Here is a 25,302-nt window from a genome sequence, read left to right on the forward strand (position 1 = left end):
CGTCCACAGTGGAGGGCGGCCGGGTCCGTGCGACGCCCTGCAACACCGCACGGGCCCGGCCTAGGTGACACACGAGCGGATCGGCACCCCGGTTCAAAACAATTTCGCACTGAACCGTCGCACCGGCCGGACCGTGTTTGCGGCAACCCGACAAGACGACTCACGGAGTTGAGTGCCATGCGGCTGCCCAAGCTGATCCTTTCCGCGTCCCTCCTGGTCACGGCCATGATCACGATGACGGCCTGCGGCGTACCGGGCACGCCGCAGGCGGCCGACGTCAAGCCGGCGGAGAAGGTGGTGACGCTGCCGAGCCCGGCCGCGGTCCCACCACCGACCGTGGCCAAGACGCAGAAGCTCGTCCAGATCTACAGCGGCCCCTCGGACCAGCCGGTGGCGCAGACGGCCAACACCGCGCCCGGCAGCCACGACGTCGAGTTGCGCGCGACGACGTCCGAGCAGATCGGCACGTTCCTCACCGACGGCAACGGCATGACGCTGTACATGTTCACCAACGACAGCAACAACCCACCGAAGTCGACGTGTAACGGCGACTGCGCGAAGACCTGGCCGGCGCTGCGCATCGCCTCCCCGGGCAAGATCTTCCCGACCGGCGTCGACCCGCAGCTCATCGGCTACGTGGAGCGCGCCGACGGCACCTGCCAGGTGACGGTGAACGGCCAGCCCGTGTACTACTTCTCCGGCGACAAGGCGCCGGGTGAGATCAACGGCCAGGGCGTGAAGGGCACCTGGTTCGCGGTCAGCCCGACGGGCGGCAAGACCCCGCCGCTGCCGGGCAAGTGATCAGCAGTGCCGTCCGGAGTTGACGCAGTCGACGACGGTCTGCATCAGCGAGTCGGGCATCACGTCGACGTACATCGCGTGATCGGTGATGGAGCTGTAGTGCTCCTCCGGGAAGGCGTCGATCGCGTAGTGGGTGCCGGGCGGCAGCGTGTACGACACCTCGATGTGCAGTTCCGGCACCGGGAAGGTGCCGATCCGGCAGCCGCCGCCTGCTTCCGGGAACACGAGGTGGCTGCGGTGGTCAGGGCTGTCGGTGGTGGTGCCGTTCCAGCAGCTGGGGAAGTCGAACACGCGAATGGTCTGCTGCCCGGCCCCGCACTCCGGGTAGTCCTTGGTGACCTTGTCCCGGGCCCCGGAACACGTCCACTGCACGTGCTCGGTGTTGACGCCGCCCTCGCTGGCGCCGTGCGGATTGCCGGTGGTGGCGCGCAGGAATCGCGGCATCGCGATGACACTGCTGACGGCACTGCCGCGGTATTCGATACGCACGGAGGACGGCACAACGATGGTGCTGTGGTTCATGGACATCCCGTCCATGCCGTCCATCTGCGTCTTCGCCGACGGCAACAGCGCCACGGGCCAGTAGTACGTGGACTTGTCGCCGAACTGGCACGTGGTCTCGGCGGCGGCCAGGCTCTCCTCGGTGGACAGCGCGTTGGTCGATTTGTTGCCGACGTAGTCGTGCACGTGATGCGCGCCGCCGACGACGCCGGGCTGCGCGACCAGGTTGTCGGAGTTGTACATCCGCCCCTGGTTGCGCCCGCAGTCGACGTGCCAGCTGCCGCGGGAACCGGTCGAGGTGAACGCGGCCGGCGTCGGCGCCGGGTTCGCGTCGGCGATGTCGATGTAGGTCGCACCGGCCGGCGTGCTGAGCCAGCGGTAGGCCACGACACCACCGGCGACCAGCGCCAGGCACAGCACAGGCAGCGCCACCTGCCAGAGCCGCTTGCGCGCTCGTATCACCGTCGCAGCATCACAAACGGTCACGCCGGCGGACAAATCAGGTCCATGAACGGGCAGACGTACAGGTCCGTTCGGCCGAATCAGGCGTAGGCCGTCAGAAACTCGCGTAGGGACGGGTTGACCGCGTCGGCGTCGGTGAGGCTGAGGAAGTGCGCGCCGCCCTCGACCAGCACGAGCGGCTCGGCCTTGGGCACAGCCGCAACGATCTCCTCGGCCCGCTCGACGGGATAGGCGGCGTCCGCGGTGCCGTGCAGCACCAGCGTCGGGCAGGAGATCTCACCCAACCGGTCGACCACACCATCCCGGCTGACCAGCGCTTCCAACAACAGGGTCACGAGGTCGTACGGCAACGCGCGCAGCTTGACCCGCCACGCGGAGGCATCCATCGTGCCGACGCAGATGGTGGCAACCATGTCCAGCAGCTGATCGGTCGGCCCCTGCGTGGTCCACAGCGCGCCGAGCCCGCGGTACGCCTCGGCGACCTGTGGATCCTCGGGCGCCGCGGAGCTGCCCAGCACGGCGAGCGCGGTCACCCGCTCGGGGGCGAGTAGCGCGAGCCGCAGGCCGACGAAGCCGCCCTGGCTGGTGCCGACCACCGCGAACCGGTCGATGCCCAGCTCGTCGAGCACGTCCACCACGTCATGCGCCACGTCCCAGTAGGTGAAGGGGCCGTCCACCGGCGTCTTGCCGTGACCGCGTTCGTCGATCGCGATCAGTCGGAATTCGTCGCCGAACGCGGCGACCTGCGGCGCGAACATACCGCCGTCCATCAGGAAGCTGTGCAGCAGGACGACCACCGGTCCGGTGCCGCCGTGGTCCACGTAGTGCGTCACGCCGAGCCTCCCCTGTGAGACAATCACCGTATTTGTCTCACAGGGGAGGCCCGGTTGACAAGGAACAGCGCCGAGGACGTGGTGCGGGCGGCGACCGCCGCCTACCTGGCCGGCCGGCCCCTGGACATGTCCGCGCTCGCCGCCGACCTCGGTCTCAGCCGCGCCACGCTGTACCGGCGCATCGGCAACCACGACGCACTGGTCGGCATGGTGCTCGCCGAGCAGACCGAACGGACCTTCCGGGCCTGCGCGGACAGCGTCTCCGCCGAGGGGCTGGACCGCGTGCGAGCCGTGTTCGAGCGCTTCATGTACGCCGTGATCGGCGCCGAGCCGTTGCGAGCGTTCATCGCCCGCGACCCGCTGCTGTTCATCCGGATCGTGCTCGCCCCGGGCCACGTCGAGCAGCGGGCGACCGCGCTGTTCGCCAAGCTGCTCGCGGAGTCCGGTGTGGACTTCGCCCTTCCGCCGGCCGCGCTGGCGCAGGCCATCGTCCGCATCGGCGACTCGTTCATGTACACCCATCTGCTCGGCGGGCACGAGCCGGAGACCGACAACGTGATCACGCTGGTCAACCTCCTGCTGGACTCGGCCCGGGCTGGGTCTGGACGGCGGTGAGGGCCTCCAGCGCGCTGGCCTGCGTACGCCAGTCGACGGCGTTCGGCGTGCCGCCGGCCCAGCGCAGGCCGAGGTGGTTCAGCGAGTCGCGATCGTTGGCCCACAACGAGTCCGCCTGTGTCCGCAGGTACGGCTGGTAGCCCGGCTCGGACAGGTAGCGGACGAGAATCCCCTTGAACTGCTTCTGGTTGTCGTCGCAGTTCGGCTCGCACGACTCGGCGAGAACGCCTTGGCCGACAGCGTTGCCCAGGCGAGTCGCAGCGTCCAGCCAACGCCGGTCGCCGGTCGCACGGTAGAGCTCGTCGAAGCCACCGATCGCCAGACCCTGGTTGTACGTCCAGACGGTCTGGCCGTTGTTGCGGCAGTCGGCGGTGAGACCGTCGTTGACCTGGTTCGACGCGTTGATCAGCCCGCTGTTCAGGTACCAGTTGCCCGCGATCAGAGCGCGTTGTCCCCACACGGTGTCGCCGGGAGTGTCGACGTGCAGCGCGGCCGTCAACCGCAGGTAAAGACCGCTCGTCACGGCGTTCTTGTACGTCCGCTCGCGGTTCCACCACACCCCGCCGCCACACGTGCTCGGGTCCCAGAACCCGTTGACGTAGTTGGCAATCGTGGTCGCCTCGGTCAGGTAGCGGGAGTCGCGCGTGTACTCGTAGGCGGCGATCCACGCCAGGCCCCACCACGCCGAGTCGTCGATCGCACGGCTGATGAAGTCGCCCTCGATCGGGTCGCTCGACTTGGTTCCGGCCGGGAACGACCCCCTGTTCACGTCGAACGTGCGTCCGACAACCCAGTCGTAGTCATGGGTTCCGGTGCGTTGGGCATAGTTGATCAACGCCGTCAGCGTGGCCGCCGAGTTCCACCAGCTGCTCGGCCACCACGCCTGGTACGTGTCGTAGGAGTACATCAACGCGTCGGCCGCGGCCCCGGCCCTGGTCGGCGCCGGCCGCGCCCAGGCTGTGCAACTTCCGTTGGCATGGCTGGCTTCTCGTCCACATGCCCGTACCGCACCGCCGTACAGCTTGGCTCTCGGGTCCCGGGTCGCGAACATCGTTGTGCGGCCGCTGGTCGTGCGGCCGAGCGACGATCCGTCCGGCCAGCTCGCCCCCTCGTTCCAACTCCGGTCGAGCCAGACCTCGTCGCCGGGTCCGTTGTTCTCGATCGTCGCCCACGCCATGCCGTTCACGTCGGTGTGCAGCCGGATCGTGCGGCCATAGATCGTCGTGGGGGCGACAGGCTGCGTGTCGCCGTTCGGTGTGTTCGCGCCGTCGCACATCTTGTCGCAAACCTTGGGGTACAGCCAATCGGTGCACCCCACCGCGTTCGCGTCGCCACACGCCCGAATCACGCCCCGGCGATGCCCGACCGGGTCGTAGATGTTGTACATCAGCGTTCTCGTGCCGGTCCACGTGCCCGGGATGCCGGCCTTGCCCAGCAAGCCCTCCCAGGTCGCGCCGCCGTCCCAGGAGCGGTCCAGCCAGACGGAGTCGCCGGTCGTGCCCAGGTCGATGCTGGCCCAGGCCATGCCGTCCGGCACGGAGACGTGCAGCTGGATCTTGCGGCCGTTGATGTTCTTGTCCGGTAAGGGGAAAGTCTCCTGCTGTGCCCTCGACGGGTCGAGGGTGTCGCAGGACAGGGCGCAGACGGTCGTCGTGGCCGCCGCGGCAGGGGCGGGCGGCAGCGCCAGGACGATCAGGAGAAGCGGCAGGAGCCTGATCACCCTTCGCAGGATGACAGCGCTCTCACGGCTCGGACACCCCTCGGCCCCGATTCTGACCCGAACCGGACACCGCCCGACGCTCGGAACGGACCATTCCCAAACTCCGAGTTGAGGAATGGTCCGTTCCGAGCGGTAGGGGGTTGACTAGCGGCCGGGGAGGCGGTAGTTGGGGCCGAGTGCCGCGCCCCGATCCGGCTTGTACTGGTCGAAGCCGCGCGAGTCGCACTGCAGGCCGCCGTTGATGCAGTGCTTGACCAGGGCGGCCAGCGTCGGCGGGTCCCAGGCGTTGAAGAAGTCGTAGTGCCAGGAGTAGCCGCGGCCGCTGGCCAGGTGCACCTGCGACATGTCGCCGCTCACCGGGAACGCGATCTTGAACTCCAGCATGGGCACCGGCACCGGGTGGTCGGCCGGGCAGGTCAGCGTGGCCCGGTCCGGATACGCCATGTGGCTCTTGTGGTCCGCCGAGTCCAGGTGCACGCCGTCCCAGCAACTCGGGGCCTGGTAACGGATGTTGGCCTGGCTGCCCACGACGCAGTAGGACGGGAAGTCCCAGTTGTGGAAGCTGTCGCCGCACTCCCAGCCCTCGATCGCGCCGGGAGCGTGCTGGAACTCGTCCTGGGTGGCCATCATGTCGCCGGTGACGAACCTGAGCCCCTGCGGGAACGGCTGCACCTTGGTGTAGTCGAGAATCCCGGACTTGTAGTAGACGACCTGCGACCACGTGGACAGCACCGGCTGGTTTCCGTTGTACAGCGTGGGGAACCAGTACGCGGACAGGTCGTCCGGAGCGAGGCACGTGGTGGCGCCGGTGCCGGCGGCCAGCAGCGACTGCAGGGTTGTCGCCGCGTTCGTGGTGGTGTTGCCGAGGAAGGTGTGGTCGTGCGACGCCCCCGGCTGGTTCGGATAGACGATCGGGTCGTCCGGCTGGTGATGGGTGATCGTGCAGTCGGCCTGGAACTCGTGGTGGGTCACGGTGTCGTCGGCGCGGGCGGCCGGCGACAGCGCGAGCACCAGTGCCGCGGCGAGGAGCAGGGCCTTGCGGGACACGGGCTTCTCCCTACTGGTAGATGCCGAACTCGAACAGCGAATAGCCGTACGGGGTGCCGCGCTGGGTGCCGGTCAGCCGGACGAACCGGCCGGAACCGCTCACATCGAAGTCCTCGACGCCCCCAGCGCCCGCTGTCGTGCTGTGGATCGTGGTCCAGTTCGAGTTGCCGTCCGGCGACACCTGGATGGTGTATGCCTTGCCGTACGCGGACTCCCAGACCAGTTGGATGTGGTGGATGGCGGTGTTCTGCCCGAGATCGACCTGGATCCACTGTGGATCGCTCCAGTCGGTGGCCCACCGCGTGCCGATGTTGCCGTCGACGGCGTTGCCCGGCGGGAACGGAGCGCCGTTACCCGTTGACTGGTAACTGGACGCGGTGGTCGGCTTGCCCCGCGCCACGTTGGTCCCGTTGACCGGCGGCACCGTCACGTTGATCGACTTCGTCTCGACGGCGACGTTGCCGTGCCCGTCGTAGGCGTACACGTACACCTTCCAGACGCCGAGCTGGTTCGGCGCGGTGACGCTGAAGGAGTTCGCGCCGGTCTGGGTGAAGGCGGCGTACCGCAGGGTCGTGTTGTTGTCGACGTACTTGCTGGTGTACATCAGATTGTACCGCACGGACCCGGTCACGTTGACGCTGACATTGAACTGCTTGCCGGCGCTCACCGTCTGCGGCACGGACATGTCCGTGATCACCGGGCCGGCCGGGGTGGCCGGCGAGCCGCCGTACAGCTGCGCGACCTGGTAGTAGGTCGGGAACTTCCAGCCGCCCGGCTCAAGGTTGAACCAGATGCCGCCGAAGTCGTTCTCGTTGCCGTAGTTGAACAACGTGGCCCCGAGGGACACGCCGGTGTGGCCGTGGACGCAGTTCCATGCGGTCGCGTAGCCGGTCACCTTCTGCTGATCGGTCGGCTCGGTCGGCACACCGTTGGCGTCGTTGGGAACCTCCCACTCGCCCGCCTCGCCGGACTCGGTGACGATGTACGGCTTGGTGTAGCCACCGTTGATCCAGTCCTGCTTGACGTTGCAGACGGCGCCGTAGGAGTTGACCGCGTACAGGTCCAGCGACGGCGTGTTCGCCTTGTAGTACGGCCAGGCGCCGGTCCACGCGTCGGTCGAGGTCACCGGGTGGTTCGGGTCGGCGGCGTGAATGGCCTGGGCGACCCGCTCCACGTACCTCGCGTAGGCGTTGCGCTCCGCCTCCAGCTGCGCGCCGGAGTAGGTGTTCTGCAACGTCAGCAGGACCTCGTTGCCGACGTCCCACATCAGCACGCCCGGATGGTTCTTGTACGCGTTGACCTGCTGCACGATCGAGTTGAGCGTGCTGTCCTCGTACGCGGTGTCGTTGACGAAGTCGGTGCCCTGGTTGAGCCAGAACCCGTTGATCACCTTGATCCCGTTGGCGGCGGCGCGGTCCAGCAGCGGCTGACTCGAGGCATCGGTGCCCCAGGTCCGGACCGTGTTCACGCCGAGTTCCTTCAGGTCCTGCATGTGCGCGTCGGCGGTCGCGCTCTGCGGCCCGAACGTCACTCCCTTGATGTAGTACGGAGATCCGTTCACCGACAGCCCCCAGTTGCCCTGCCCACCGGTCACCTTCACCACGCTCCCGCCGGCCGGCACTGGCGGCGCCGTCAGGGTCGGCGGCACCGGTCCGGTGCTCTGGTAGACGCCGACGGAGCCGATGCTGAGCACGCCGCCGGACGACGTCTGCGGGCTCGGCGACGTGCAGCCGCAGACCGTGTTCGGGTAGCCGCCGCCGATCGCGAGGTCGAACACGAGGAAGAAGCCGTGGTCCACGGCGGCCTGCCAGGTGCTGATGCCGACCTGGCTTTCCCTTACCTGCCAGACCTGTTGGCCGTCGATGGTGAACCGGATCTGCTCGTCGCTCAGCGTCCGGTCGATCACCTCGGCGTACGTGTGGTAGGCGGTCTGGCAGTCGCCGCAGGTGCCAAGGCCACTGGTGACACCGTTGTACTCGTTGCAGTTTCCGCCCGGCACCGTGCCGCAGTGCAGGGTTTCCGACGACTGCGCGCGGCCGTTGACGCCCTCCATGATGTCGGTCTCGCCGACCGCCGGCCACGCCCCGGTGTTGCCGCGGTAGGCGGAGCCGTAGGTGCGGAAGGCCGGCCAGTAGCCGAGCGCGTTGGGCACGTTGGGCTGCTTGATGGAGGCCGTGATCATCAGCTGCCCGCCGGCCGGGGCGGCGAAGTCGGTGCGCTGCGACTCGATGCGACCGGACGTCCAGTTGCCGCCGGTGTTCAACGCTGTCAGGTTGACGTGCCCGTTGCCGTCGAGGGCGACGTTCGCGGCGGTGTTCGTCTCGACCTCGCCGCTGGACGGGTTCGGGCCGGTGTCGACGATCCAGTTCGCCGCGCTGGGCTGGCTGCCCGCGGCGCCGGGGAAGTTGTCGGTCCAGACCGGGGTCCAATCACCGCCGCCAGGCTGCGAGCCGCCGCCGTAGACCTGGAACTCCCACAGCGAGTAGCCGTAGCCGTTGGCGCGCTTGGTCCCGTACATGCGGACGTACCGGCCGGTGCCGGAGACGGAGAGCGTTTGCCGACCACCGGTGCCGGTCGTGGTCGAGTAGATCGGATGCCAGTTCGTGGTGCCGTCGTCGGACACCTGGATCTCGAAGCTGGTCGCGTACGCGGCCTCCCACTGCAGGACGACCTGGCTGATCGCCTGGGTCGAGCCGAGGTCGACGCGGAGCCACTGCGGGTCGCTCCACTCGCTCGACCAGCGGGTGTTCGGATCGCCGTCGACCGCAGCGGACGCCGGCGTCCCGCCGCCCTCGGAGGACGACGCGAGCGCCGGTTTCCCCTGGGAGAGCAGGGTTCCGGCGGCATGGGCGGGGGGCGGGTCGAGCACCGGTGCGCACAGGCCGAGCACGAGCAGCAGCGCACAGGAGAGAGCCTTCATCGGGTCTCCAGAGGGTACGTCGTGGCAGCGGACCGAGTAGCCCCTCTGGCGGGAGAGCGCTCTCCGTACTGACAGCCAGTTTTACCCCGCGTTCACACCCGGGTCAAGAGAGCGCTCTCCAAACTCAGGAGGAGCCGCGGACCACCAGCGCCGGTTCGAAGATCACAGACGTCACCCGCTGGCCCTCGCCGCTGATGCGGTCCACCACCAGCCGGGCCATCTCCGCGGCCATGTCCTCCACCGGCTGGCGGATCGTGGTCAGCTGCGGCCGGCAGCTCAACGCCGCGCCGCTGTCGTCGAACCCGACCACCGAGACGTCCTCGGGAACACGCTTCCCGTGCTTGCGCAGCACGTCGAGGGCACCCATCGCCATCAGGTCGTTGGCCACGAACAGGCCGTCGAACGGCTGGGTGAGCAGCAGCATCTCCGTGGCCCGCTCGCCGCCGGTCTGGGTGAAGTCGCCCTCCGCGCTGGGCACGTACGCCTGGCCGTGCCGGGCCATCGCCGACCGGAAGCCGGACAGCCGGTCCTGGCCCGCCGGCGTGTCCAGCGGGCCGCTGATCGTCGCCACCTGCTTGCAGCCCCGGGCCACCAGGTGGTCCGCCGCCAGCCGCGCGCCGTCCTCGTGCGCCACGTCCACGTAGCTGATCGGGGTCGACCGCGCCGGGCGGGCGAACATCACCGTGGGCACCCCGGCCTGCGTGAGCTGGGCCGGCAGCGGATCGCGGGGGTCGATGGAGATCAACAGCACGCCGTCGAACCGGTCCTGACGCAGCCGGTTGATCAGCTGCGCGCGGGCCTTCTCCGAGTCCACCAGCATCAGCACCGGGTTGACGTCCATCGGGCCCAGCACGCTCAGCACCCCGCTGACCACCCGCCCGAAGAACGGGTCCGCGAACACGCCGCCGGCGAAGGCGTCCGTGTGCTTGGTCGGCTCCGAGACCACCAGCGCCACCGCGCCCGTCCGGCGCGTGACCAGCGACCTCGCCGCCCGGTTCGGGACGTAGCCGGTCTGCTCGATCGCCCGCTCCACCGCCTCGCGCAGCTCCGGGTCCACGTTGCGGATGCCGTTGACCACTCGGGACACCGTCGCCCGGGAGACACCCGCCACCTTCGCCACGTGCTCCAGGGTCGGCGGCGCCTGATCGGTGCTCATGCAGCATTTGTAGCACGCCCAGAGAGCGCTCTCCCTGGACGCAACCCAGTCGCCCCCGCCGCCGTCTGTACCTGCGACCGGGGCGCGTGGCTCGACGGACGGAGGTTGCAGTTGATTCGTGCGGACCGCGAACTGCTCGCCGAACTCATGAGCGTCAACGACGCCGTGCCCGCGATAACCCTGGCCATGCTCGACGGCACCTTCAGCCGCCGGCAACATGCCGAGTTCGGCGCCCGACTGGTGGCGTTGGGCAATGCGCTCTGCGCCCGCGGCCGCCAGCAGCCCACCGTTGTCGTCGACGGCACCGTGGCCTGACCGCCGCGCGCGGCCCCCTGTGCCCGGATCCATCCGCCCAAGCGGCGGGTCTCGCCGCCACCACTCGCCGCCCGGCGGCGGCCAAGCACCGCCATGGTCGCCCCGGTCACTGCCCGCCCCGGTCACCGCCCGGCCCGACCGTGGCCAGGCCGTGGCTCGGCCCGGTCATGGCGGGGCCCGATCGTGGCCAGGTCGTGGCTCGGCCCGATCGCGGCTCGGCCCGGTCGCGTGCGGAGGTGCCCGGATCCGGGCCTGATCGTGCCGTCTTCCCTTGACCGGTCCGGAAGGCCGTCCATCGCGCCACTTCCCCGTGGGAGCATCGGTGAATGGGGAGCTTTCGGTCGCTCGACGGCCTGCGCCTGGCCGGAACCTTGACGTCACCACCGTCGGGCGAGCCGCATCGGGCGGTGGTGCTCGCCCACAGCGAGGGTCTGGACCGGGACGAGAACGGGTTGTTCCCGCTACTGGCCGACAAGCTGGCAGCCGAGGGAGTGGCGGCGCTGCGGTTCGACCACCGTGGGCACGGCGAGAGCGACGGGACCCAGGAGGAGCGGACCCTCACCGAGCACCTGAACGATCTTCGCGCCGCGGTCGAGCACGTCCGGGCCGAGACCGGGGCCAGGCGGGTGTCACTGCTCGGCACCCGGTTCAGCGGCGGGTTGGCCGCCTTCTACGCCGCGCGGCGTCCGACGGAGTTGGACCGCCTGGTGCTGCTCACTCCGCAGCTGAACTTCAAGGGCGACTACATCGACCAGAACCCGAACTGGGCCGGTGGGCGGCTGGCGTCGCCGCTGCTCGCCGAGGTCGGCTACCTGGAGCACGGTCCCGGGGTTCGGCACGGGCGGGCGTTCCTGAACGAGGCGTTCTGGGTGCGGCCCAGCTTCGTGTTCGGCGAGATCCTGCCGCCGACGCTGATCGTGCACGGGACCAAGGACGACCGGGTGCCCGTCGAGTCGTCGCGGGCCGCGGCCCGGCGACTGAAGGCGGACGACGTTCTCGTGGAGATCGACGGCGTCTGCGAGGAGAACGAGGACTTCGTGGCGGAGCGGGTCGTGGAGTGGATCACGTTCAGCGAGTGAACGGCACCAGCGACCGCGGCAGCAGCCGCGGCCGGGCGTGCCGGCCACGACGGGACTTGAGCGCCACCTTGTTGATCACCTGAACCGTCGCCCCCACCGTCTCCCGCCGGCTCAACCCTCCGGGCCTCGGTCTGACCAGCCCCCATAACGCCGCACCCCCCACCGCCAGCAGGTACGCCACCGCCGCCACGGTGATGAGCACCGCGATCGCCACCGCCGTCAGCAGGAAGAAGACGATCATGAATGGCAGCAGGATCGGGTTGAGCGAGCGGTCGCGGCGGTAGTGGACGGAGTCTGCGTGCTTGTCGGCACCCAGCTTCATGATTGCTCCCGGTGTGCGAATTCCATTCGGATCTTGCTGGAGCAAATTGCAACTAGTTTACCCGAAAACCATCCACATCTCATCCGATCTCGTTCCGTGTTCGGCCACACCACCACTATCGACCTAGGAACACCCCACGCAATGGCTCCCACCGACACCGCTCGCACCGTCCACACCAGACTGTTGATCATTCAACCGCCATCCCCCCAGCTCACACCCACGCACACCAGCGCAACCCCACCCCCGACATCACCCAGTTGGCCTAGTCAATATTGACGATGCCACCCCGAGTACCCCTGCCCCGTGATCCATTCCCCACCCCACCGAGCCCCCCGCGCCCCCACACCCCCAGAAGTCGATCAGAAAACCTTTTCTACCCACCGCCTCGAAGACGGCGACCACTTCACAAGATCACCGTCAAAACAAAGCACGGAATCAAAGGGACCCGCCCCACTGCCCCCGTTTTACGTGGCCTGACAATTCAGCCCCAAGCCCCCCATTCCCCCTAACTCAAATACCCCCACCCCCACACGCACAGTCCCCACCCCGAAAATAACGCAGACCACCCGACCCAACACCCGCATTGGGGGCGTGGGGGCGAAGCCCCCACCTCGGGGGTGTGGGGGTCGTCCCCCACAAACAAAGACGAGGGGCCCGCGTTCGCGCTTTTTGCGAACACAGGCCCCTCGGATCCCGAGTGGAGGTTAGGGGACCTTACTCGAACATAAAAGACCAGATCAGGGCCCTGGAAGAGCTTCGCGAGAAGCTTCCCAGTATCGATACGCCCGAGCCGACCTTGATCAAGCGCGACCGACCTCGCCGGGCCCGGCAACTCCGTGCCGATCAAGTCGAGCAGCTGATCACCGACTACCAGGCCGGCGCAACCGTGTACGAACTCAGTGACCGGTTCGGCATCGAACGGCGGACGGTCAGCACCATCCTCCACCGGCACGGCGTGCCAATGCGCCGCCGCGGCCTCACGCCCCAACAGGTCGACCACGCCATCCACCTCTACAACCTCGGCTGGTCCCTGGCCCGCGTCGGCGACCACCTCGGCGTCAACCACACCACCGTGCTGAACAAACTGCGCGAACGCGGCATCCCCACCCGAGACACCCACGGCCGCCCACGCATCGAAGCAGGTGGTGCCCGATGACTCGACCCGGAACTGCATTAGCTCGACCAGGTTCGGACGGAGCCGCCGTCGTTAAGGCCGTCACTGTCATCATGGGCAGCGTCGTCGGCCTCACCTTCATGTTCGGCTTCGGCAACATCCTCAATCTCGCACTCCGCCTCGGCGTGCCCATTTGGGTCGCTCCACTCGTCGCACCCGCTGTAGACCTCTCGATCCTCGGACTTCTGCTCGGCACCCGGCACCTCGCGCTCACTGGCGCCTCTGCCGAAGTACTGAGGCCGGCCCGCCGGCTGCTGATCTTCGCGAGCGTGGTCACGTTGGCATTGAACGTTGCGGACCCGCTCGTTGCCGGCGAGTACGGTAAGGCGGCGTTCGATGCCGTCGGGCCGCTGCTGCTGGTCGGGTGGGCGGAAGTCGGCCCGGACCTGCTCAGGGCGCTGGCTACCACACTTCAGCTGAGCGAAGCAACGCCCGACGGCGTGAAGCGGATGGATGCCTGGTTGGCTGACGAACCGACCGCTATCGGGCAGCCGGCGCCGGAGTCGCGCAGAGAAAACACGAAGCCACGTGGCGCTCAGGTCGATGGCCAGCGCAGCCTTGCCGCTTCCAGCATGGTTGACGACGACCTGCTTGAGCGGGCGAGGCAGGCGGACGCGCGTCATTGGGACGAGCATCGCCGACCGATCTCCGCAGACACACTTCGCAAGAAGTTGCGCATCGGTGCCGCCCGCGCCCGGCTCCTCGTCACGATCATCCGGGCCGACTCGCAACAACGATCAGCTCCAGACGAGATGGCAGCCCACCTTGAGGGGGTGAAGTCAGATGATCGACACGTCGATACCTGCGACACCATAAGGTGGCAGCTGGCGACTCACCAGTCCCCGGATGTCGGCGGGCCCATGCCAGAACCGCCAGGTTGGTAGCTGGTCCGGCGCGACCAGCAGTTCGGCGCCTCTGTTTAGAGTTGCGTCGATCGCCGAGGTCAAGGTACTCGTCTCTGCCGTTTGCTGCTCACCAGGCGTGACAGGCTAAGTGCAGGTGGTGTCCACTGCGAGCCATCGGCCCACAACCGTCCGGAACTGCGGCCGTCCGTCCTGGTCTACTACCCTCAAGTTCCGCCGCTGGTACTGGGAAGACCGGCGATCCACACTCTGGAGGTCGTAACGCAAGGGCCGAGCCTCTCGATCGAACGTAGGTGGGCTGTTGGCGAGGAGGGCAATAGGTGCGGCTTGAGGAGGTCAAGCCTGGGTTGCGGCTTGACGGGCTCATTCCAGCCGAGGTCATCACCGTCGTCGCGGCACAGTGGCATGGTCGCAACGCTCTGGAACTGACCTACAAGACCACCGCAGGCGGGCTCGCGCAACAGGTCGTGTTCCGGAAGGACGAGGACGCGCTTTCGATCGCTCAGGCCGGGAGCCGCGCCTTTGACGCTCCAGCCAGCGAGTTCAAGCTCGTCGCCGAAGCCCAGCGGATCACGCTCGCCGGCCTGTTCGACCCCATGCTCGCGGTAGCGACCAGCGACGTCCGACCGCTGCCGCACCAGATCCGCGCCGTCTACGGTGAACTACTCTCACGCACGCCACTGCGGTTCCTCCTGGCCGATGACCCCGGCGCCGGCAAGACGATCATGGCCGGGCTCTACATCAAGGAGCTGATCCTTCGCGATGACGTCCAGCGGTGCCTCATCGTCGCGCCGGGAGGCCTGGTGGAGCAGTGGCAGGACGAGTTGTTCTTCAAGTTCGGCCTGCGCTTCGATCTGCTGACCAACCAGCTCATCGACGCGAACGTCAACTTTAACGTCTTCGAGACCAACCCGCTGTTGATCGCCAGGATGGACCAACTCAGCCGCAATGAGGAGCTGCGAGCGCGGTTGAAGGAGACCGAGTGGGACCTGATCATTGTCGACGAAGCCCACCGGATGGGGGCGCATTACTTCGGCGGCAAGCTGGAGAAGACGAAACGGTTTCAGCTCGGCGAGCTCCTGGGTGACCTCACCCGCCATCTGCTGCTGATGACAGCTACCCCTCATTCGGGCAAAGAGGAAGATTTCCAGCTCTTCCTCACCCTGCTGGACCCGGACCGCTTCGAAGGCAAGCAGAAGATCAGCGCCGACACCAGCGGCATCATGCGCAGGATGGTCAAGGAAGACCTGCTCACCTTCGAGGGCAAGAAGCTGTTCCCCGAGCGGATCGCCGAGACCGTTCCCTACGAGCTCACCGCCAGCGAGTACCACCTCTATGAACAGGTCACCCAGTACGTCCGTACTGGGATGAACCGGGCAGACAAGCTCGACGGCAAGCGCCGAAACACTGTCGGCTTTGCCCTCACCGTGCTCCAGCGCCGTCTCGCTTCCAGCCCCGAGGCGATCTACCAGAGCCTGGTCCGCCGCTCCCGGCGGCTTGAGCGCAAGAAGCAGGAGATCCTCAACGGCACCTACCAGGAGTCAGAGCCCACGATCGACCTCGACGACCTCGACGCGGACGAATACAACGCCGAACAGGTCGAGGTGCTGGAGGAAGAACTCCTCGACGCGGCCACCACGGCACGCACCGTGAAAGAACTCGACGCGGAGCTGGTCGAGCTGACCGACCTGACTGCCCTCGCCAAGCAGGTCCGAGACGCGGGTACCGACCGCAAATGGACCGAGCTGTCGACGATCCTGCAGGACAACGCCCTGACTACCGACCACGACGGTTGGCCACGGAAGTTCATCATCTTCACCGAACATCGTGACACTCTCGAGTACCTCCGGGGCCGCATCAGCTCGCTGCTCGGCCGCCCGGATGCCGTCCGCACCATCCACGGTGGCGTGCGCCGCGGCGAGCGCCGGCAGATCACCGAGGAATTCACCAAGAGCCGCGACTGCCAGATCCTCATCGCCACCGACGCCGCAGGCGAGGGACTGAACCTTCAAGCCGCCCACCTTATGGTCAACTACGACCTGCCCTGGAATCCGAACCGGATTGAACAGCGCTTCGGCCGGATCCACCGCATCGGCCAGGAAGAGGTCTGCCGACTGTGGAACCTGGTCGCTTCCAACACGCGTGAGGGCGAGGTCTTCACCCGCCTGCTGGTGAAGCTTGAGGAGATGGGCAAGGCCTACGGCGGGAAGGTCTTCGACGTGCTCGGCGAAGCCTTCACCGAGACCCCGCTCCGGGACCTGCTGAAGGAGGCGATCCAGTACGGCGAGCGTCCCGATGTCCGTGCGAAGATGCACAAGATCATCGACGCCAGCGTCGGCGACGGCGTCAAGGAACTCCTGGAGGAACGGGCACTGGCCGCCGAACACCTCGCGGAGGCCGACCTCGCAGCACTGCGTGCCGCGATGGACGAGGCCCGCGCCCGTCGTCTGCAGCCGCACTACATCGAATTGGCCTTCAAAGCAGCGTTCACCCGGCTCGGTGGCCGGATCGCCCGGCGCGAACGCGGACGCTACGAGGTCGCCAACGTGCCAGCTCAGCTCCGGGCCAGCAAGTATGGGCCGATCGCGACCCGCTATGACCGCGTCACCTTCGACCTGGCCCGGGTCGCTCCGGAAGACGGCCTCGTCCGCGCTGATCTTCTCGCCCCCGGTCACCCGCTGCACGACACGGTCATGGACGAGGCCATCAAACAGTTCGGTGGGGTCCTCAACTCGGGCACCGTGCTGGTGTCCTCGACCCTCGAGGAGCCGCACGTGCTGGTGGGCGTCATCGAGGAGGTCACGGACGCGACCGGCGCCAGCGTAGCCCGTCGTTTCGGCTATGCGTTCGTCGACAGCCTCGGCACCGTGACCGCCGCCGGTCCCGCGCCCTACCTTGACTGTGTCGCCGCCCCCGAAACACCCGCCGTCGCGGTGGCTCGTACCCTGCCGTGGCTGGCGGAGGCGGAAGACAAGGCTACTAGCTGGATCATCGCCCACCAGTTGCCGGAGCATCTGTCCGAGGTTCAGCCCCGGCGCTTGGCCGAGTTGACCAGGACACGGACGTTGGTCACCAAGCGGCTCGGGTCCGAAAACGAACGCCTGCTCCTGGAGGCCGCGGTCGCCGCCGAGAAGGAGCAGAAAGGCGAGAAGCCCAGGGAATCCTCCGATAGTCTCAGCCGTAAGGCTGCCGACCTCGAGGTGCGGCTGCGTCGTCGACTCGCCCTGCTCGATCAGCAGAGCCTCATGTCGACGAAGCCGCCGCTGATCGTCACCGCAGCACTCGTCCTGCCGATCTGCCTACTTGAAGACGACCTCCCGGCTAACGCCCCCATCCACGCCAAGGAGACCAAGGAGGTCGAACGACGCGGCGTCGACCTCGTGCTGGCCCGTGAGCGGGAACTCGGTCGGCGACCGGTCGAGCAGCCGTTCAACAACAAAGGCTTCGATATCTTGTCCACGGCACCGAACGGTGACACCTACCGGATCGAGGTGAAAGCCCGGTTGGATGGGGCCACGGATTTCTTCGTTACCCACAACGAGGTGATGACCGGCAAGAACGCCGTGCCCCGGTACCGCTTGGCTCTGGTGCGAGTCGACCCGCGCGGGCCTCGGTACGACGAGGTCCGTTACCTCGACAACCCGTTCGCCGCTACCGACCTCGGCAATTTCGAGGCCACCGGAATTCGTGGCGACTGGGCCAAGATGTGGGCCAAGGGCACGGTGCCCTTCTGATGCCGACTGCTTCGAGCGGAACTCTGGTCGCGGTTCTGGCCAACCCGCCCCTGACCGATGGCAAGCGGACCCTGCGCCGGGTGACGCTTGCCGCCGAACTGCTCGGCTTCGACAACGTCGCGGTGGCGAACCTCTTCTCGGTGCCGTCACACCGGACCGGTGCCATCACTGAACTGGGGGCAGCCGAGGACGGATGGCTGGCGGCGAGAGGATCGCTGGAGACCTGCCTCGGGGCGGGGGACGGCGTCCTACTCGCGTATGGAGCCACCTCACCGTCCGGAGAGGCGCGAGTTCAGTTTCGTCAGCAGGTCGCGTGGCTTCACCACCGAATCGCCGCCGAAGATCTGCCGATCTGGCACGTCGGCGACGGGCCGAGGCATCCGTCGCGGTGGCAACGATGGACCTATCGCGCACACCCTGACGTTCCTTTCACAGAGGCTCTGCGCGACAGTCTTGTCCTGGTTCAGGTCGATCGCGTATGGCCGGCCACTAGGTTTGAACGAGCAAGTCGCGGTGGCGAGACGCCGCTTGGTCGAGCCAACTCCAAGGCTCAGAGGGTCGAGAAGGTAGATGTACAAGCGCAAGTTGATTGAGGTGGCCCTGCCGCTGGAGGCTATCAACCGGGAGTCGGCCCGCGAAAAGTCGATCCGGCATGGACACCCGTCGACCCTGCATCTGTGGTGGGCACGCCGCCCGCTCGCGGCGGCTCGGGCGGTGCTGTTCGCCCAACTTGTCGACGACCCGTCATCGCGGCCTGACGAGTTTCCGACCGAGGAACTGCAGCGCAAAGAGCGGGAGCGCCTGCACAACCTGATTGAGCGGCTCGTCGTATGGGAGAACATCCGCGACGAGAAGCTGCTGGCTGAGGCTCACGCGGAAATCCTGAAGTCCACCGACGGCAATCCTCCACCGATTCTCGACCCATTCGCCGGTGGCGGCACCATTCCCCTTGAAGCGCAACGGCTTGGACTGGAGGCACACGCCTCCGACCTCAACCCGGTCGCCGTCCTCATCAACAAGGCGCTCATCGAGATACCGCCAAAATTTCGTGACCAGTCGCCAGTCTTCCCCGGCCTGGCCGATTCCCAGATCCGGCAGTGGCATGGCGCCGAGGGCCTCGCGGCCGACGTCCGCGCCTACGGCGCGTGGATGCGCGACGAGGCCGAGAAGCGAATCGGCCACCTCTACCCCAAAGCCGCGCTACCCGACGGCACCCAGGCCCCTGTAATAGCCTGGATCTGGGCCCGCACCGTTACCTGCCCCAACCCCGCCTGTGGTATCGAGACGCCGCTAGTCCGGTCATGGTGGCTGGGCAAGAAAAAGGGCAAGGAGGCTTACATTGTCCCCTCCGTCGTCACCGACCCCAGCCTGCCTGCTGGACGGCGAGTGAAGTTCGAGATCGGCCACGATGTGGGACGCATCCCACAAAATGTCGATCAAGGAACCGTCGGACGGACCGGTGCCACGTGTATCTCAGTCTCGTGTGAAGCACCAATAAAGCTTTCCTACATTCGTGACGAGGGTCGAGCTAAACGGCTTCGAACCCAACTCATGGCCATCGTTGCTGAAGGAAATCGTCGGCGCAACTACGTTCCGCCAGATCAGCACCACATTGCCGCCGCCGCCGTCGCGCCCCCAGCTGACACCATTGTCGGTTCGCTTGGCTACTACCCGCGTGACCTGAAGGCACCGACCTACGGGCTCACAGAATTTACCGACCTTTTCACCAATCGCCAGCTTGTGGCGCTGACAACCTTCAGTGACCTGGTCTCCGAGGCTCGTGCCCGCGTCCTCGTCGACGGCAACTCCGCGACATACGCTGACGCTATCGCCACTTATCTCGGAATGGCGATCAGTCGAACCATTAACAAGTCGACCTCCATCTGCTCTTGGGACAGCAGTCCCAAGATGGAAGCAGTACGTGGGCTGTTCGCTCGCCAGGCGATTCCCATGTCATGGGACTTCGCCGAAGCGAACGTCCTCGGCTCATCGTCTGGCAACTTCGCTGAAGACGTAGAGTGGGTGGCGCGGTCACTAGAACGCCTGCCGATCAAAGGTACTTCCGGCGAGGTCAAGCAGGCCAATGCCGCTAATCGCGATTACTCGTCGCTACTCATCAACACAGACCCTCCGTATTACGACAATATCGGTTACTCGGATCTTTCCGACTTCTTCTACGTATGGCTGCGCCGTTCCCTGCGCTCGATCCATTCGGACTTGCTCGCCACGATGCTCGTGCCGAAGGCAGAGGAACTTGTTGCGAACCCCTATCGCCATGGCGGCAAGGACGGTGCGCGGGAATTCTTCGAGGGTGGCTTCCGTAGTGTATTCGCCCGCGCCAGGGAGACAGCTTTCGATGACTATCCAATCACGGTCTGGTATGCGTTCAAACAGAGCGAGGATGATGATTCCGGCGAGGCATCGACAGGTTGGGAGACGCTTCTCGAAGGGATGATCCGCTCGGGCTGGAGGATCACGGCCACATGGCCGAACCGCTCCGAGTTGGGCAACCGAATGATGGCCAAGGACATGAATGCGCTCGCCTCCTCGATCGTCCTATCGCTCCGGCCGCGACCGGAGGGGGCACCGATGGCTGACCGCCGTGGGTTTATCGCGGCGCTGGAGGCCGAACTCCCTGACGCGCTTCGCAAGCTTCAGCAGGGACAGATTGCGCCGGTTGACTTGCCACAGGCTGCGATCGGCCCCGGAATGGCTGTGTACAGTCGCTACAGCGGGGTGATCGAAAATGACGGGTCGAAGATGACCGTCCGGTCCGCGCTGGCGCGGATCAACGAAATCCTCGACCAAGTGCTGGCCGAGCAAGAAGGGGACTTCGACGCGACGACGCGGTTTGCGATCGCGTGGTACCGACAGCACGGTTACGGCATCGGAAAGTTCGGGGACGCCGATAGTCTCGCTCGGGCGCGGAACACCAGTGTGGTCGTGATGGACCGGGAAGCGATCTTGACTAGTCGGGCGGGCAACGTTCAGCTCCTCAAGCCGGCGGATCTGCCATCGGCGTACGACGTCCTCAAAGACAGCCACACCAGCAACTGGGAAGCACTGCACCACCTGATCAAGGTCGTGGAGCGCGATGGCATCGCTCACGCCGGTGGCTTCCTCCAGGCCGCGTTGAGCCGTCCCGACGGGGCCGTTGACGGTGATCTCGTCAAGGAACTCGCCCACTTGTTGTTCCGCATCGCCGAGGGAAATGGCTGGACCAAAGATGCGCTGAGCTTCAACAACCTCGTCACGAGCTGGCCCGAGATTTTCGAGGTAGCGCGGGCCGTGCAAAAGCCGGTCCAAGAGCAGGGCGCATTCGACTTTACTGAGGGGGACGATTGACATGGCAGTGAGCAACCGAGACCGCATCGGCCAGATGTTCGACTTGCTGGCCCCCAAGTTGGACGCCTTCCTGTCCCAGATCCTCGATCCACAGCTCGAGGCCGGTCGCACCTGGGTAGACATCATCACCGCGGTTGACAACAGCGACGGCAGGGAGGTCCACCGTGGTGATCCGTCGGTCCAGCTCAAGCTGATCACCCGGGACTATACTCACCGGTATCGGCGTAACTGGCGTCCGTTGAACTCCCACTTGAACCGCACGCATCTGGCTTACGCCGCGGAACTCCTACAGGTGCGGCACACGTGGGCGCACATGAGGTCGTTCACCGATGACGACGCGTACCGGGCTCTCGACACCGCTCAGCGTTTCGCGGTCGCGATCGGCGCCGTCGACACCGGCGAGGAGATCGCGCGGATTCGGCTCAACCTTCGTCGCGTTACCGCGGACAAGGACGACAAGAAGGTCCTGAAGTCCGCGGTCGACAACCCCGAGGCATCCGGGCTCAAGCCGTGGCGTGAGGTGCTGCCACCGCACGATGATGTCGCGACCGGCAACTTTCATGCCTCCGAGTTCGCCGCCGACCTGTACAAGGTCGCTACGGGCGGCGAGGCGGACTCGGACTACGCCGACCCCGTGGAGTTCTTCAAGCGCACCTACCTGACCGAGGGCCTACGTGACCTCATCGGCCGGGCGGTGCGCCGGCTGTCCGGTGACGACAACGCCTCGCCGGTGATCAATCTGCAGACCAACTTCGGTGGCGGCAAGACCCACTCGATGCTGTCCCTGTGGCACATCGCCGCCGGGCTCCCGGTGGGCGACTTCCCACAAGACACCCAGGAATTGCTGAGCGCCAGCGGCTATACCGGCGCAAAGGTCAACCGTGTCGCGATCGTCGGCAACCACCTCAGCCCGTCCGGCGCGACCAAGGACGACGGCACCCAGGTCAACACGATCTGGGGCGAACTCGCGTGGCAGCTCGGTGGCGCAGAGGGTTACGCGATCGTCGCCACCGCTGACACCAACCGGACACACCCCGGCAACGCTCTCCACGAGTTACTGGCGAAGTACGCCCCGGCAGTGATCCTGATCGACGAGTGGGTCGCTTACGCCCGCTCGCTCATTGACCGTGACGATCTCGCCGGCGGCACCTTCGATGACCAATTCACCTTCGCCCAGTCGCTCACCGAGACGGCCAAGGGCACCTCAGGCGTCCTGCTCGCGATCTCCATCCCCGCCTCCGAGAGCGGCGACGACTCCGAGATCGTCGCCGGTAACGCCGAGGAGGTCGGCGGCGCCAACGGTCTCGAGGCGCTCAAGCGACTACAGAACGTTGTGCGTCGGGTCGCCGACCAGTGGCGGCCGGCGTCCTCGGACGAGGCATACCACATCGTGAAACAACGGCTATTCAAACAACCTGACGCCGCAGCACTTGCCGCGATCGGCGCTACCGCGCGTGCCTATGTGGAGATGTACCGCAAGTACATCGACGATTTTCCACGGGAAGCTCGGGACTCGGCGTACGAGAACCGGATCAAGCGGACCTATCCGATCCATCCGGAGCTGTTCGACACCCTGTACGAGGAGTGGTCCTCGCTAGAGCGGTTCCAGCGCACCCGTGGCGTGCTGCGGTTGATGAGTACGGTCATTCATACCCTTTGGACAGGCGAGGACGCCGCGCCCTTGATCATGCCCTCGTCGATTCCACTCGCCACGGCGAACGTGAACGCCGAGCTGACGCAGTACCTCCAGGACTCCTGGAAAACGATCATTGACGCCGATGTGGATGGTCCCAACTCCGAACCTGCCCGCATCGACCGGGAGAAGCCTCTGTATGGCCAGCGAGCCCTGACCAAGCGCCTCGCCCGTGCGGTGTTCTTCGGTGCCGCGCCGACCATCGCCCCCGGCTCGGTCCACAAGGGGATCGGTACCCAGCGGGTCTTCCTTGGCACCGCTGTCCCCGGCGACGTGCCCGGCAACTTCCACTCCGCACTCACCCAACTTGGCGACCGGGCGACCTACTTCTACTCCGGCTCTGGCAAGTACTGGTACGACCTCCAGCCCAACATCACCCGCACCGCCAAAGATCAGGCCGAGCGCTTGCACAAGGAAGATGTCTGGGCAGAGATCAGGCGTCGGCTGCAGAGCCAGGCCCGCACTCCCGGCGACTTCGCGGGCGTACACGTGTGCCCAGAGACCAGTTCCGACATCCCCGACACAGACGAAGCCCGGCTAGTCATCCTCCACCCGAAGGTCGCCCACAAGCGCGGTACCGAGTCAGCGGCGAAGGAATTCACCCAAGAGGCGACCGAACGGCGCGGAAACGCCAACCGAACCCATCGCAACATGCTCGTCTACCTCGCGGCCGACGAGGCCCGGCTCGAAGAGCTCGACACGGCGACCCGTGACTACCTCGGCTGGCGCCATGTGCTTGACAACGAGGCAGACCTCGACCTGACCCAGAACCAGAAGAACCAAGCCGCACAGCGCCAGGCTCAGGCCGACCAGACGGTGACCGCGCGCCTGCTGCAAACCTTCACCTGGGCGCTCATCCCCGCCCAGCCCGACCCCGGAGCGCCCTTCTTCCTTCGGGAGACCAAAGTGGAAGGGCAGTCTGACGCATTGGCTGAGCGGGTCTCGCGACGCCTCGGCAACGACGGTGACCTGTCCACTCGACAAGCTGCCGCGACGATCCGTCTGGCCCTGGGCAAAGTTCCACAAATCTGGAAAGACGGCCACGTCGCTCTGGGCTCGCTCTGGGGACTTTACAGCCAGTACCCGTACCTGCCGCGTCTGCGTGATCGCCGTGTTCTCGACGAGGGCGTGGTCGATCTGCCGATGATCTGGCAGACCGATGCCTTTGCCCTGGCGACCGGCTACGACGAGGTCGCTAACCGGTACATCGACCTCTGGACACCGGACGATGAGCGGCCCGCTCCCCCCACCTCGGATTCGCTGCTGCTCGTCCGTCCTGACGTCGCCACCCAACAGCGCGAGGCCGAAGTCTCTGCGGCGCCGGGAATCTCCCCTGGGTCTACCGAGAGCAGTGCCGAGAAACACTTCGAGCCGGCCCCTGACTATCCCGGCGTCTACCGCCGGAAGTTCAAGACGCGATTCTACGGCGTCAAGACTCTAAACACCGAGAAAATCGCACTGGACTTCAAGAACATCGCCGAGGAAATCATCACACCCCTCCGAGCCGACGAGAGCACGAACCTGACTGTCCGCATCGAAATCGAAGCAACTGATACCTCCGGATTCGAGGAGGGCAAGGTGCGCACGGTCTCCGAGAACGCCCAAACCCTCAAGTTCGACCAGTCCGGTTTTGAGGAGAATTGAGAGTTAAGCGAGAAACGAAAAAAGACCTAGTGTCCCGTGATCCTGGTGTCTTTACTTGGCGCTGTTGTCGACCAGCTTCTTGACGTTGACCTGCACCAGCCTCACCTTGGCCAGGATCTCCTCGGCGGTCGCGGTCCAGACGAACGGCGTGGCGGTGGCGTTCCAGTGCGCGATGTACTCGCGGATCTGCGTGACCAGGACCTTCACCGAGCTGAACGTCCCAACCTTTGGGAGTGAAGTGAAACCGCACGTGCGGGTTGTCGGCCAGCCAGGCCATGACCTCCGGCGTGTGTGGGGCGACAGGTTGTCCAGCACCACATGCACGTCCTTGCCGGCGTGCGGCTTCACCGCCTTTTCAGGAACGCCAAGAAGTTCGCGCCGTCACGAGCCTGCGCGCACTCGCCCAACACCTGCCCGGTGCCCACGTTCAACGCGGCGAACAGGCTCTTGGTGCCATGCCGCACGTAGTCGTGAGTGCGCTTCTCGGTCGCGTCGAACGTGATCGGCAGCAGCGGCTGGGTCCGGTCCAACGCCTGAATCTGCGTCTTCTCGTCGATCGAGCACCACGGCGCCACCGGGCGGATCCAGGTACAACCCGACGATGTCGGCGACGTTCTCCGCGACCTCCGGGTCCTCGCTGATCTTGAACGTGCCCTGGCGATGCGACACCGACACCCCCTCTGTCCGGGTGATGAACCCCGCCATCTCCCGGCTCGATCAGCCAGACAGCCCAGTGCAGGCAGGCGGGCTTGTCCGGCTCAGCGCCAAGATCCGGGCCTGGACACGGGCGGTAACCTGCTCACGCCCGGCGCCGCGTGGCCGATCGAGCAGCCCGGCGAACCCGTTCGTGGCGTAGCGCGACAGCCACAGATCCACGGTCGGACGCGACACCCCAGCCAGCGCGGCGATGTCCTTCCTCTGCCGACCCTCGTTCTGCCACAACACAATCCGCGCCCGGGTCGAGACTGTCGCCGCAACGTCCGGGCTGTAGACCAGGGACTGCAACTCGGCTTCCCCCTGCGGCGTCAGCTCCACCCGGGCCGGTCAACACCATGACCATTCCACCCCGTGTAAACTA

Annotated in this window: 20 protein-coding genes; 10 read left to right on the plus strand and 10 right to left on the minus strand. The window is 66.3% G+C overall.

Features of this window, described 5'->3' with window-relative positions; all coding sequences use genetic code 11:
• Nucleotides 1–177 precede the first annotated feature (177 nt).
• On the plus strand, nt 178–801 hold the full coding sequence (locus BJ998_RS15060) for a COG4315 family predicted lipoprotein (protein WP_184862232.1): 624 nt from the start codon (nt 178–180) through the stop codon (nt 799–801).
• On the opposite strand, the gene BJ998_RS15065 is transcribed toward BJ998_RS15060, so the two are convergent.
• Complete coding sequence (locus BJ998_RS15065) at nt 802–1,764, minus strand: DUF1996 domain-containing protein (protein ID WP_221338019.1); 963 nt, start codon at nt 1,762–1,764, stop codon at nt 802–804.
• 80 nt (nt 1,765–1,844) lie between these two features.
• The gene (locus BJ998_RS15070; protein WP_184862234.1) at nt 1,845–2,597 is read right to left on the minus strand and encodes an alpha/beta fold hydrolase; all 753 of its coding nucleotides are present in this window, start codon (nt 2,595–2,597) and stop codon (nt 1,845–1,847) included.
• Nucleotides 2,598–2,651: 54 nt separating this feature from the next.
• On the opposite strand from BJ998_RS15070, the gene BJ998_RS15075 reads away from it, so the two are divergent.
• Nucleotides 2,652–3,212, plus strand: a complete 561-nt coding sequence (locus tag BJ998_RS15075) for a QsdR family transcriptional regulator (RefSeq protein WP_184862236.1) — start codon at nt 2,652–2,654, stop codon at nt 3,210–3,212.
• On the opposite strand, the gene BJ998_RS15080 is transcribed toward BJ998_RS15075, so the two are convergent.
• The 4 genes from BJ998_RS15080 to BJ998_RS15095 all read right to left on the minus strand — a co-directional run bounded on the left by BJ998_RS15080 (nt 3,166) and on the right by BJ998_RS15095 (nt 10,055).
• The gene (locus BJ998_RS15080) at nt 3,166–4,932 is read right to left on the minus strand and encodes a glycoside hydrolase family 76 protein (protein ID WP_312890128.1); all 1,767 of its coding nucleotides are present in this window, start codon (nt 4,930–4,932) and stop codon (nt 3,166–3,168) included. The two genes, BJ998_RS15075 and BJ998_RS15080, sit on opposite strands and share 47 nt — an antisense overlap.
• 144 nt (nt 4,933–5,076) lie before the next feature.
• The gene (locus tag BJ998_RS15085; protein ID WP_184862238.1) at nt 5,077–5,979 is read right to left on the minus strand and encodes a DUF1996 domain-containing protein; all 903 of its coding nucleotides are present in this window, start codon (nt 5,977–5,979) and stop codon (nt 5,077–5,079) included.
• A 10-nt stretch (nt 5,980–5,989) separates the two neighbouring features.
• Nucleotides 5,990–8,899 (minus strand): discoidin domain-containing protein, encoded by a 2,910-nt coding sequence (locus BJ998_RS15090; RefSeq protein ID WP_184862240.1) that lies wholly within the window; start codon nt 8,897–8,899, stop codon nt 5,990–5,992.
• Nucleotides 8,900–9,023: 124 nt separating this feature from the next.
• On the minus strand, nt 9,024–10,055 hold the full coding sequence (locus tag BJ998_RS15095) for a LacI family DNA-binding transcriptional regulator (protein WP_184862242.1): 1,032 nt from the start codon (nt 10,053–10,055) through the stop codon (nt 9,024–9,026).
• Nucleotides 10,056–10,160: 105 nt separating this feature from the next.
• On the opposite strand from BJ998_RS15095, the gene BJ998_RS15100 reads away from it, so the two are divergent.
• Both BJ998_RS15100 and BJ998_RS15105 read left to right on the plus strand, forming a co-directional pair.
• Nucleotides 10,161–10,370 (plus strand): hypothetical protein, encoded by a 210-nt coding sequence (locus BJ998_RS15100; protein WP_184862244.1) that lies wholly within the window; start codon nt 10,161–10,163, stop codon nt 10,368–10,370.
• 326 nt (nt 10,371–10,696) lie between these two features.
• Nucleotides 10,697–11,449, plus strand: a complete 753-nt coding sequence (locus BJ998_RS15105; protein WP_184862246.1) for an alpha/beta hydrolase — start codon at nt 10,697–10,699, stop codon at nt 11,447–11,449.
• On the opposite strand, the gene BJ998_RS15110 is transcribed toward BJ998_RS15105, so the two are convergent.
• On the minus strand, nt 11,439–11,771 hold the full coding sequence (locus tag BJ998_RS15110) for a hypothetical protein (protein ID WP_184862248.1): 333 nt from the start codon (nt 11,769–11,771) through the stop codon (nt 11,439–11,441). The genes BJ998_RS15105 and BJ998_RS15110 overlap by 11 nt on opposite strands.
• 697 nt (nt 11,772–12,468) lie before the next feature.
• On the opposite strand from BJ998_RS15110, the gene BJ998_RS15115 reads away from it, so the two are divergent.
• The 6 genes from BJ998_RS15115 (at nt 12,469) to BJ998_RS15140 (ending at nt 24,224) form a co-directional block, all read left to right on the plus strand.
• Nucleotides 12,469–12,927 (plus strand): hypothetical protein, encoded by a 459-nt coding sequence (locus tag BJ998_RS15115; RefSeq protein ID WP_184862250.1) that lies wholly within the window; start codon nt 12,469–12,471, stop codon nt 12,925–12,927.
• 71 nt (nt 12,928–12,998) lie between these two features.
• On the plus strand, nt 12,999–13,829 hold the full coding sequence (locus BJ998_RS15120; protein ID WP_246488591.1) for an MATE family efflux transporter: 831 nt from the start codon (nt 12,999–13,001) through the stop codon (nt 13,827–13,829).
• Between the two features lie 299 nt (nt 13,830–14,128).
• Nucleotides 14,129–17,542: a helicase-related protein gene (locus BJ998_RS15125; protein ID WP_184862252.1), complete on the plus strand. Its 3,414-nt coding sequence runs from the start codon at nt 14,129–14,131 to the stop codon at nt 17,540–17,542.
• A complete protein-coding gene (locus tag BJ998_RS15130) occupies nt 17,542–18,135 on the plus strand; it encodes a DUF1643 domain-containing protein (RefSeq protein WP_184862254.1) in 594 nt (197 codons plus the stop codon). Before BJ998_RS15125 ends, BJ998_RS15130 begins: the two co-directional genes overlap by 1 nt.
• A complete protein-coding gene (locus BJ998_RS15135; protein ID WP_184862256.1) occupies nt 18,113–20,887 on the plus strand; it encodes a DUF1156 domain-containing protein in 2,775 nt (924 codons plus the stop codon). Before BJ998_RS15130 ends, BJ998_RS15135 begins: the two co-directional genes overlap by 23 nt.
• A gap of 1 nt (nt 20,888) precedes the next feature.
• The gene (locus tag BJ998_RS15140) at nt 20,889–24,224 is read left to right on the plus strand and encodes a DUF499 family protein (RefSeq protein ID WP_184862258.1); all 3,336 of its coding nucleotides are present in this window, start codon (nt 20,889–20,891) and stop codon (nt 24,222–24,224) included.
• 51 nt (nt 24,225–24,275) lie between these two features.
• Here the strand turns inward: BJ998_RS15140 and BJ998_RS46575 are convergent, their stop codons facing one another.
• From BJ998_RS46575 to BJ998_RS46585, 3 genes are all read right to left on the minus strand, one after another.
• Nucleotides 24,276–24,431 (minus strand): hypothetical protein, encoded by a 156-nt coding sequence (locus BJ998_RS46575; RefSeq protein ID WP_221338020.1) that lies wholly within the window; start codon nt 24,429–24,431, stop codon nt 24,276–24,278.
• A gap of 137 nt (nt 24,432–24,568) precedes the next feature.
• The gene (locus BJ998_RS46580) at nt 24,569–24,799 is read right to left on the minus strand and encodes a hypothetical protein (RefSeq protein WP_221338021.1); all 231 of its coding nucleotides are present in this window, start codon (nt 24,797–24,799) and stop codon (nt 24,569–24,571) included.
• 142 nt (nt 24,800–24,941) lie between these two features.
• Nucleotides 24,942–25,259, minus strand: a complete 318-nt coding sequence (locus BJ998_RS46585) for a helix-turn-helix domain-containing protein (RefSeq protein ID WP_221338022.1) — start codon at nt 25,257–25,259, stop codon at nt 24,942–24,944.
• Nucleotides 25,260–25,302: the final 43 nt, after the last annotated feature.

It is taken from the genome of Kutzneria kofuensis (assembly GCF_014203355.1).
In the GTDB taxonomy this organism is placed as follows: domain Bacteria; phylum Actinomycetota; class Actinomycetes; order Mycobacteriales; family Pseudonocardiaceae; genus Kutzneria; species Kutzneria kofuensis.

Bases quoted from the DNA above. Each gene is read 5' to 3' on its own strand.
- BJ998_RS15060 (WP_184862232.1), top strand. From the start codon at position 178: ATGCGGCTGCCCAAGCTGATCCTTTCCGCGTCCCTCCTGGTCACGGCC.
- BJ998_RS15090 (WP_184862240.1), bottom strand. From the start codon at position 8,899: ATGAAGGCTCTCTCCTGTGCGCTGCTGCTCGTGCTCGGCCTGTGCGCA.
- BJ998_RS15095 (WP_184862242.1), bottom strand. From the start codon at position 10,055: ATGAGCACCGATCAGGCGCCGCCGACCCTGGAGCACGTGGCGAAGGTG.
- BJ998_RS15105 (WP_184862246.1), top strand. From the start codon at position 10,697: ATGGGGAGCTTTCGGTCGCTCGACGGCCTGCGCCTGGCCGGAACCTTG.
- BJ998_RS15110 (WP_184862248.1), bottom strand. From the start codon at position 11,771: ATGAAGCTGGGTGCCGACAAGCACGCAGACTCCGTCCACTACCGCCGC.
- BJ998_RS15120 (WP_246488591.1), top strand. From the start codon at position 12,999: ATGGGCAGCGTCGTCGGCCTCACCTTCATGTTCGGCTTCGGCAACATC.
- BJ998_RS15130 (WP_184862254.1), top strand. From the start codon at position 17,542: ATGCCGACTGCTTCGAGCGGAACTCTGGTCGCGGTTCTGGCCAACCCG.
- BJ998_RS15135 (WP_184862256.1), top strand. From the start codon at position 18,113: ATGTACAAGCGCAAGTTGATTGAGGTGGCCCTGCCGCTGGAGGCTATC.
- BJ998_RS15140 (WP_184862258.1), top strand. From the start codon at position 20,889: ATGGCAGTGAGCAACCGAGACCGCATCGGCCAGATGTTCGACTTGCTG.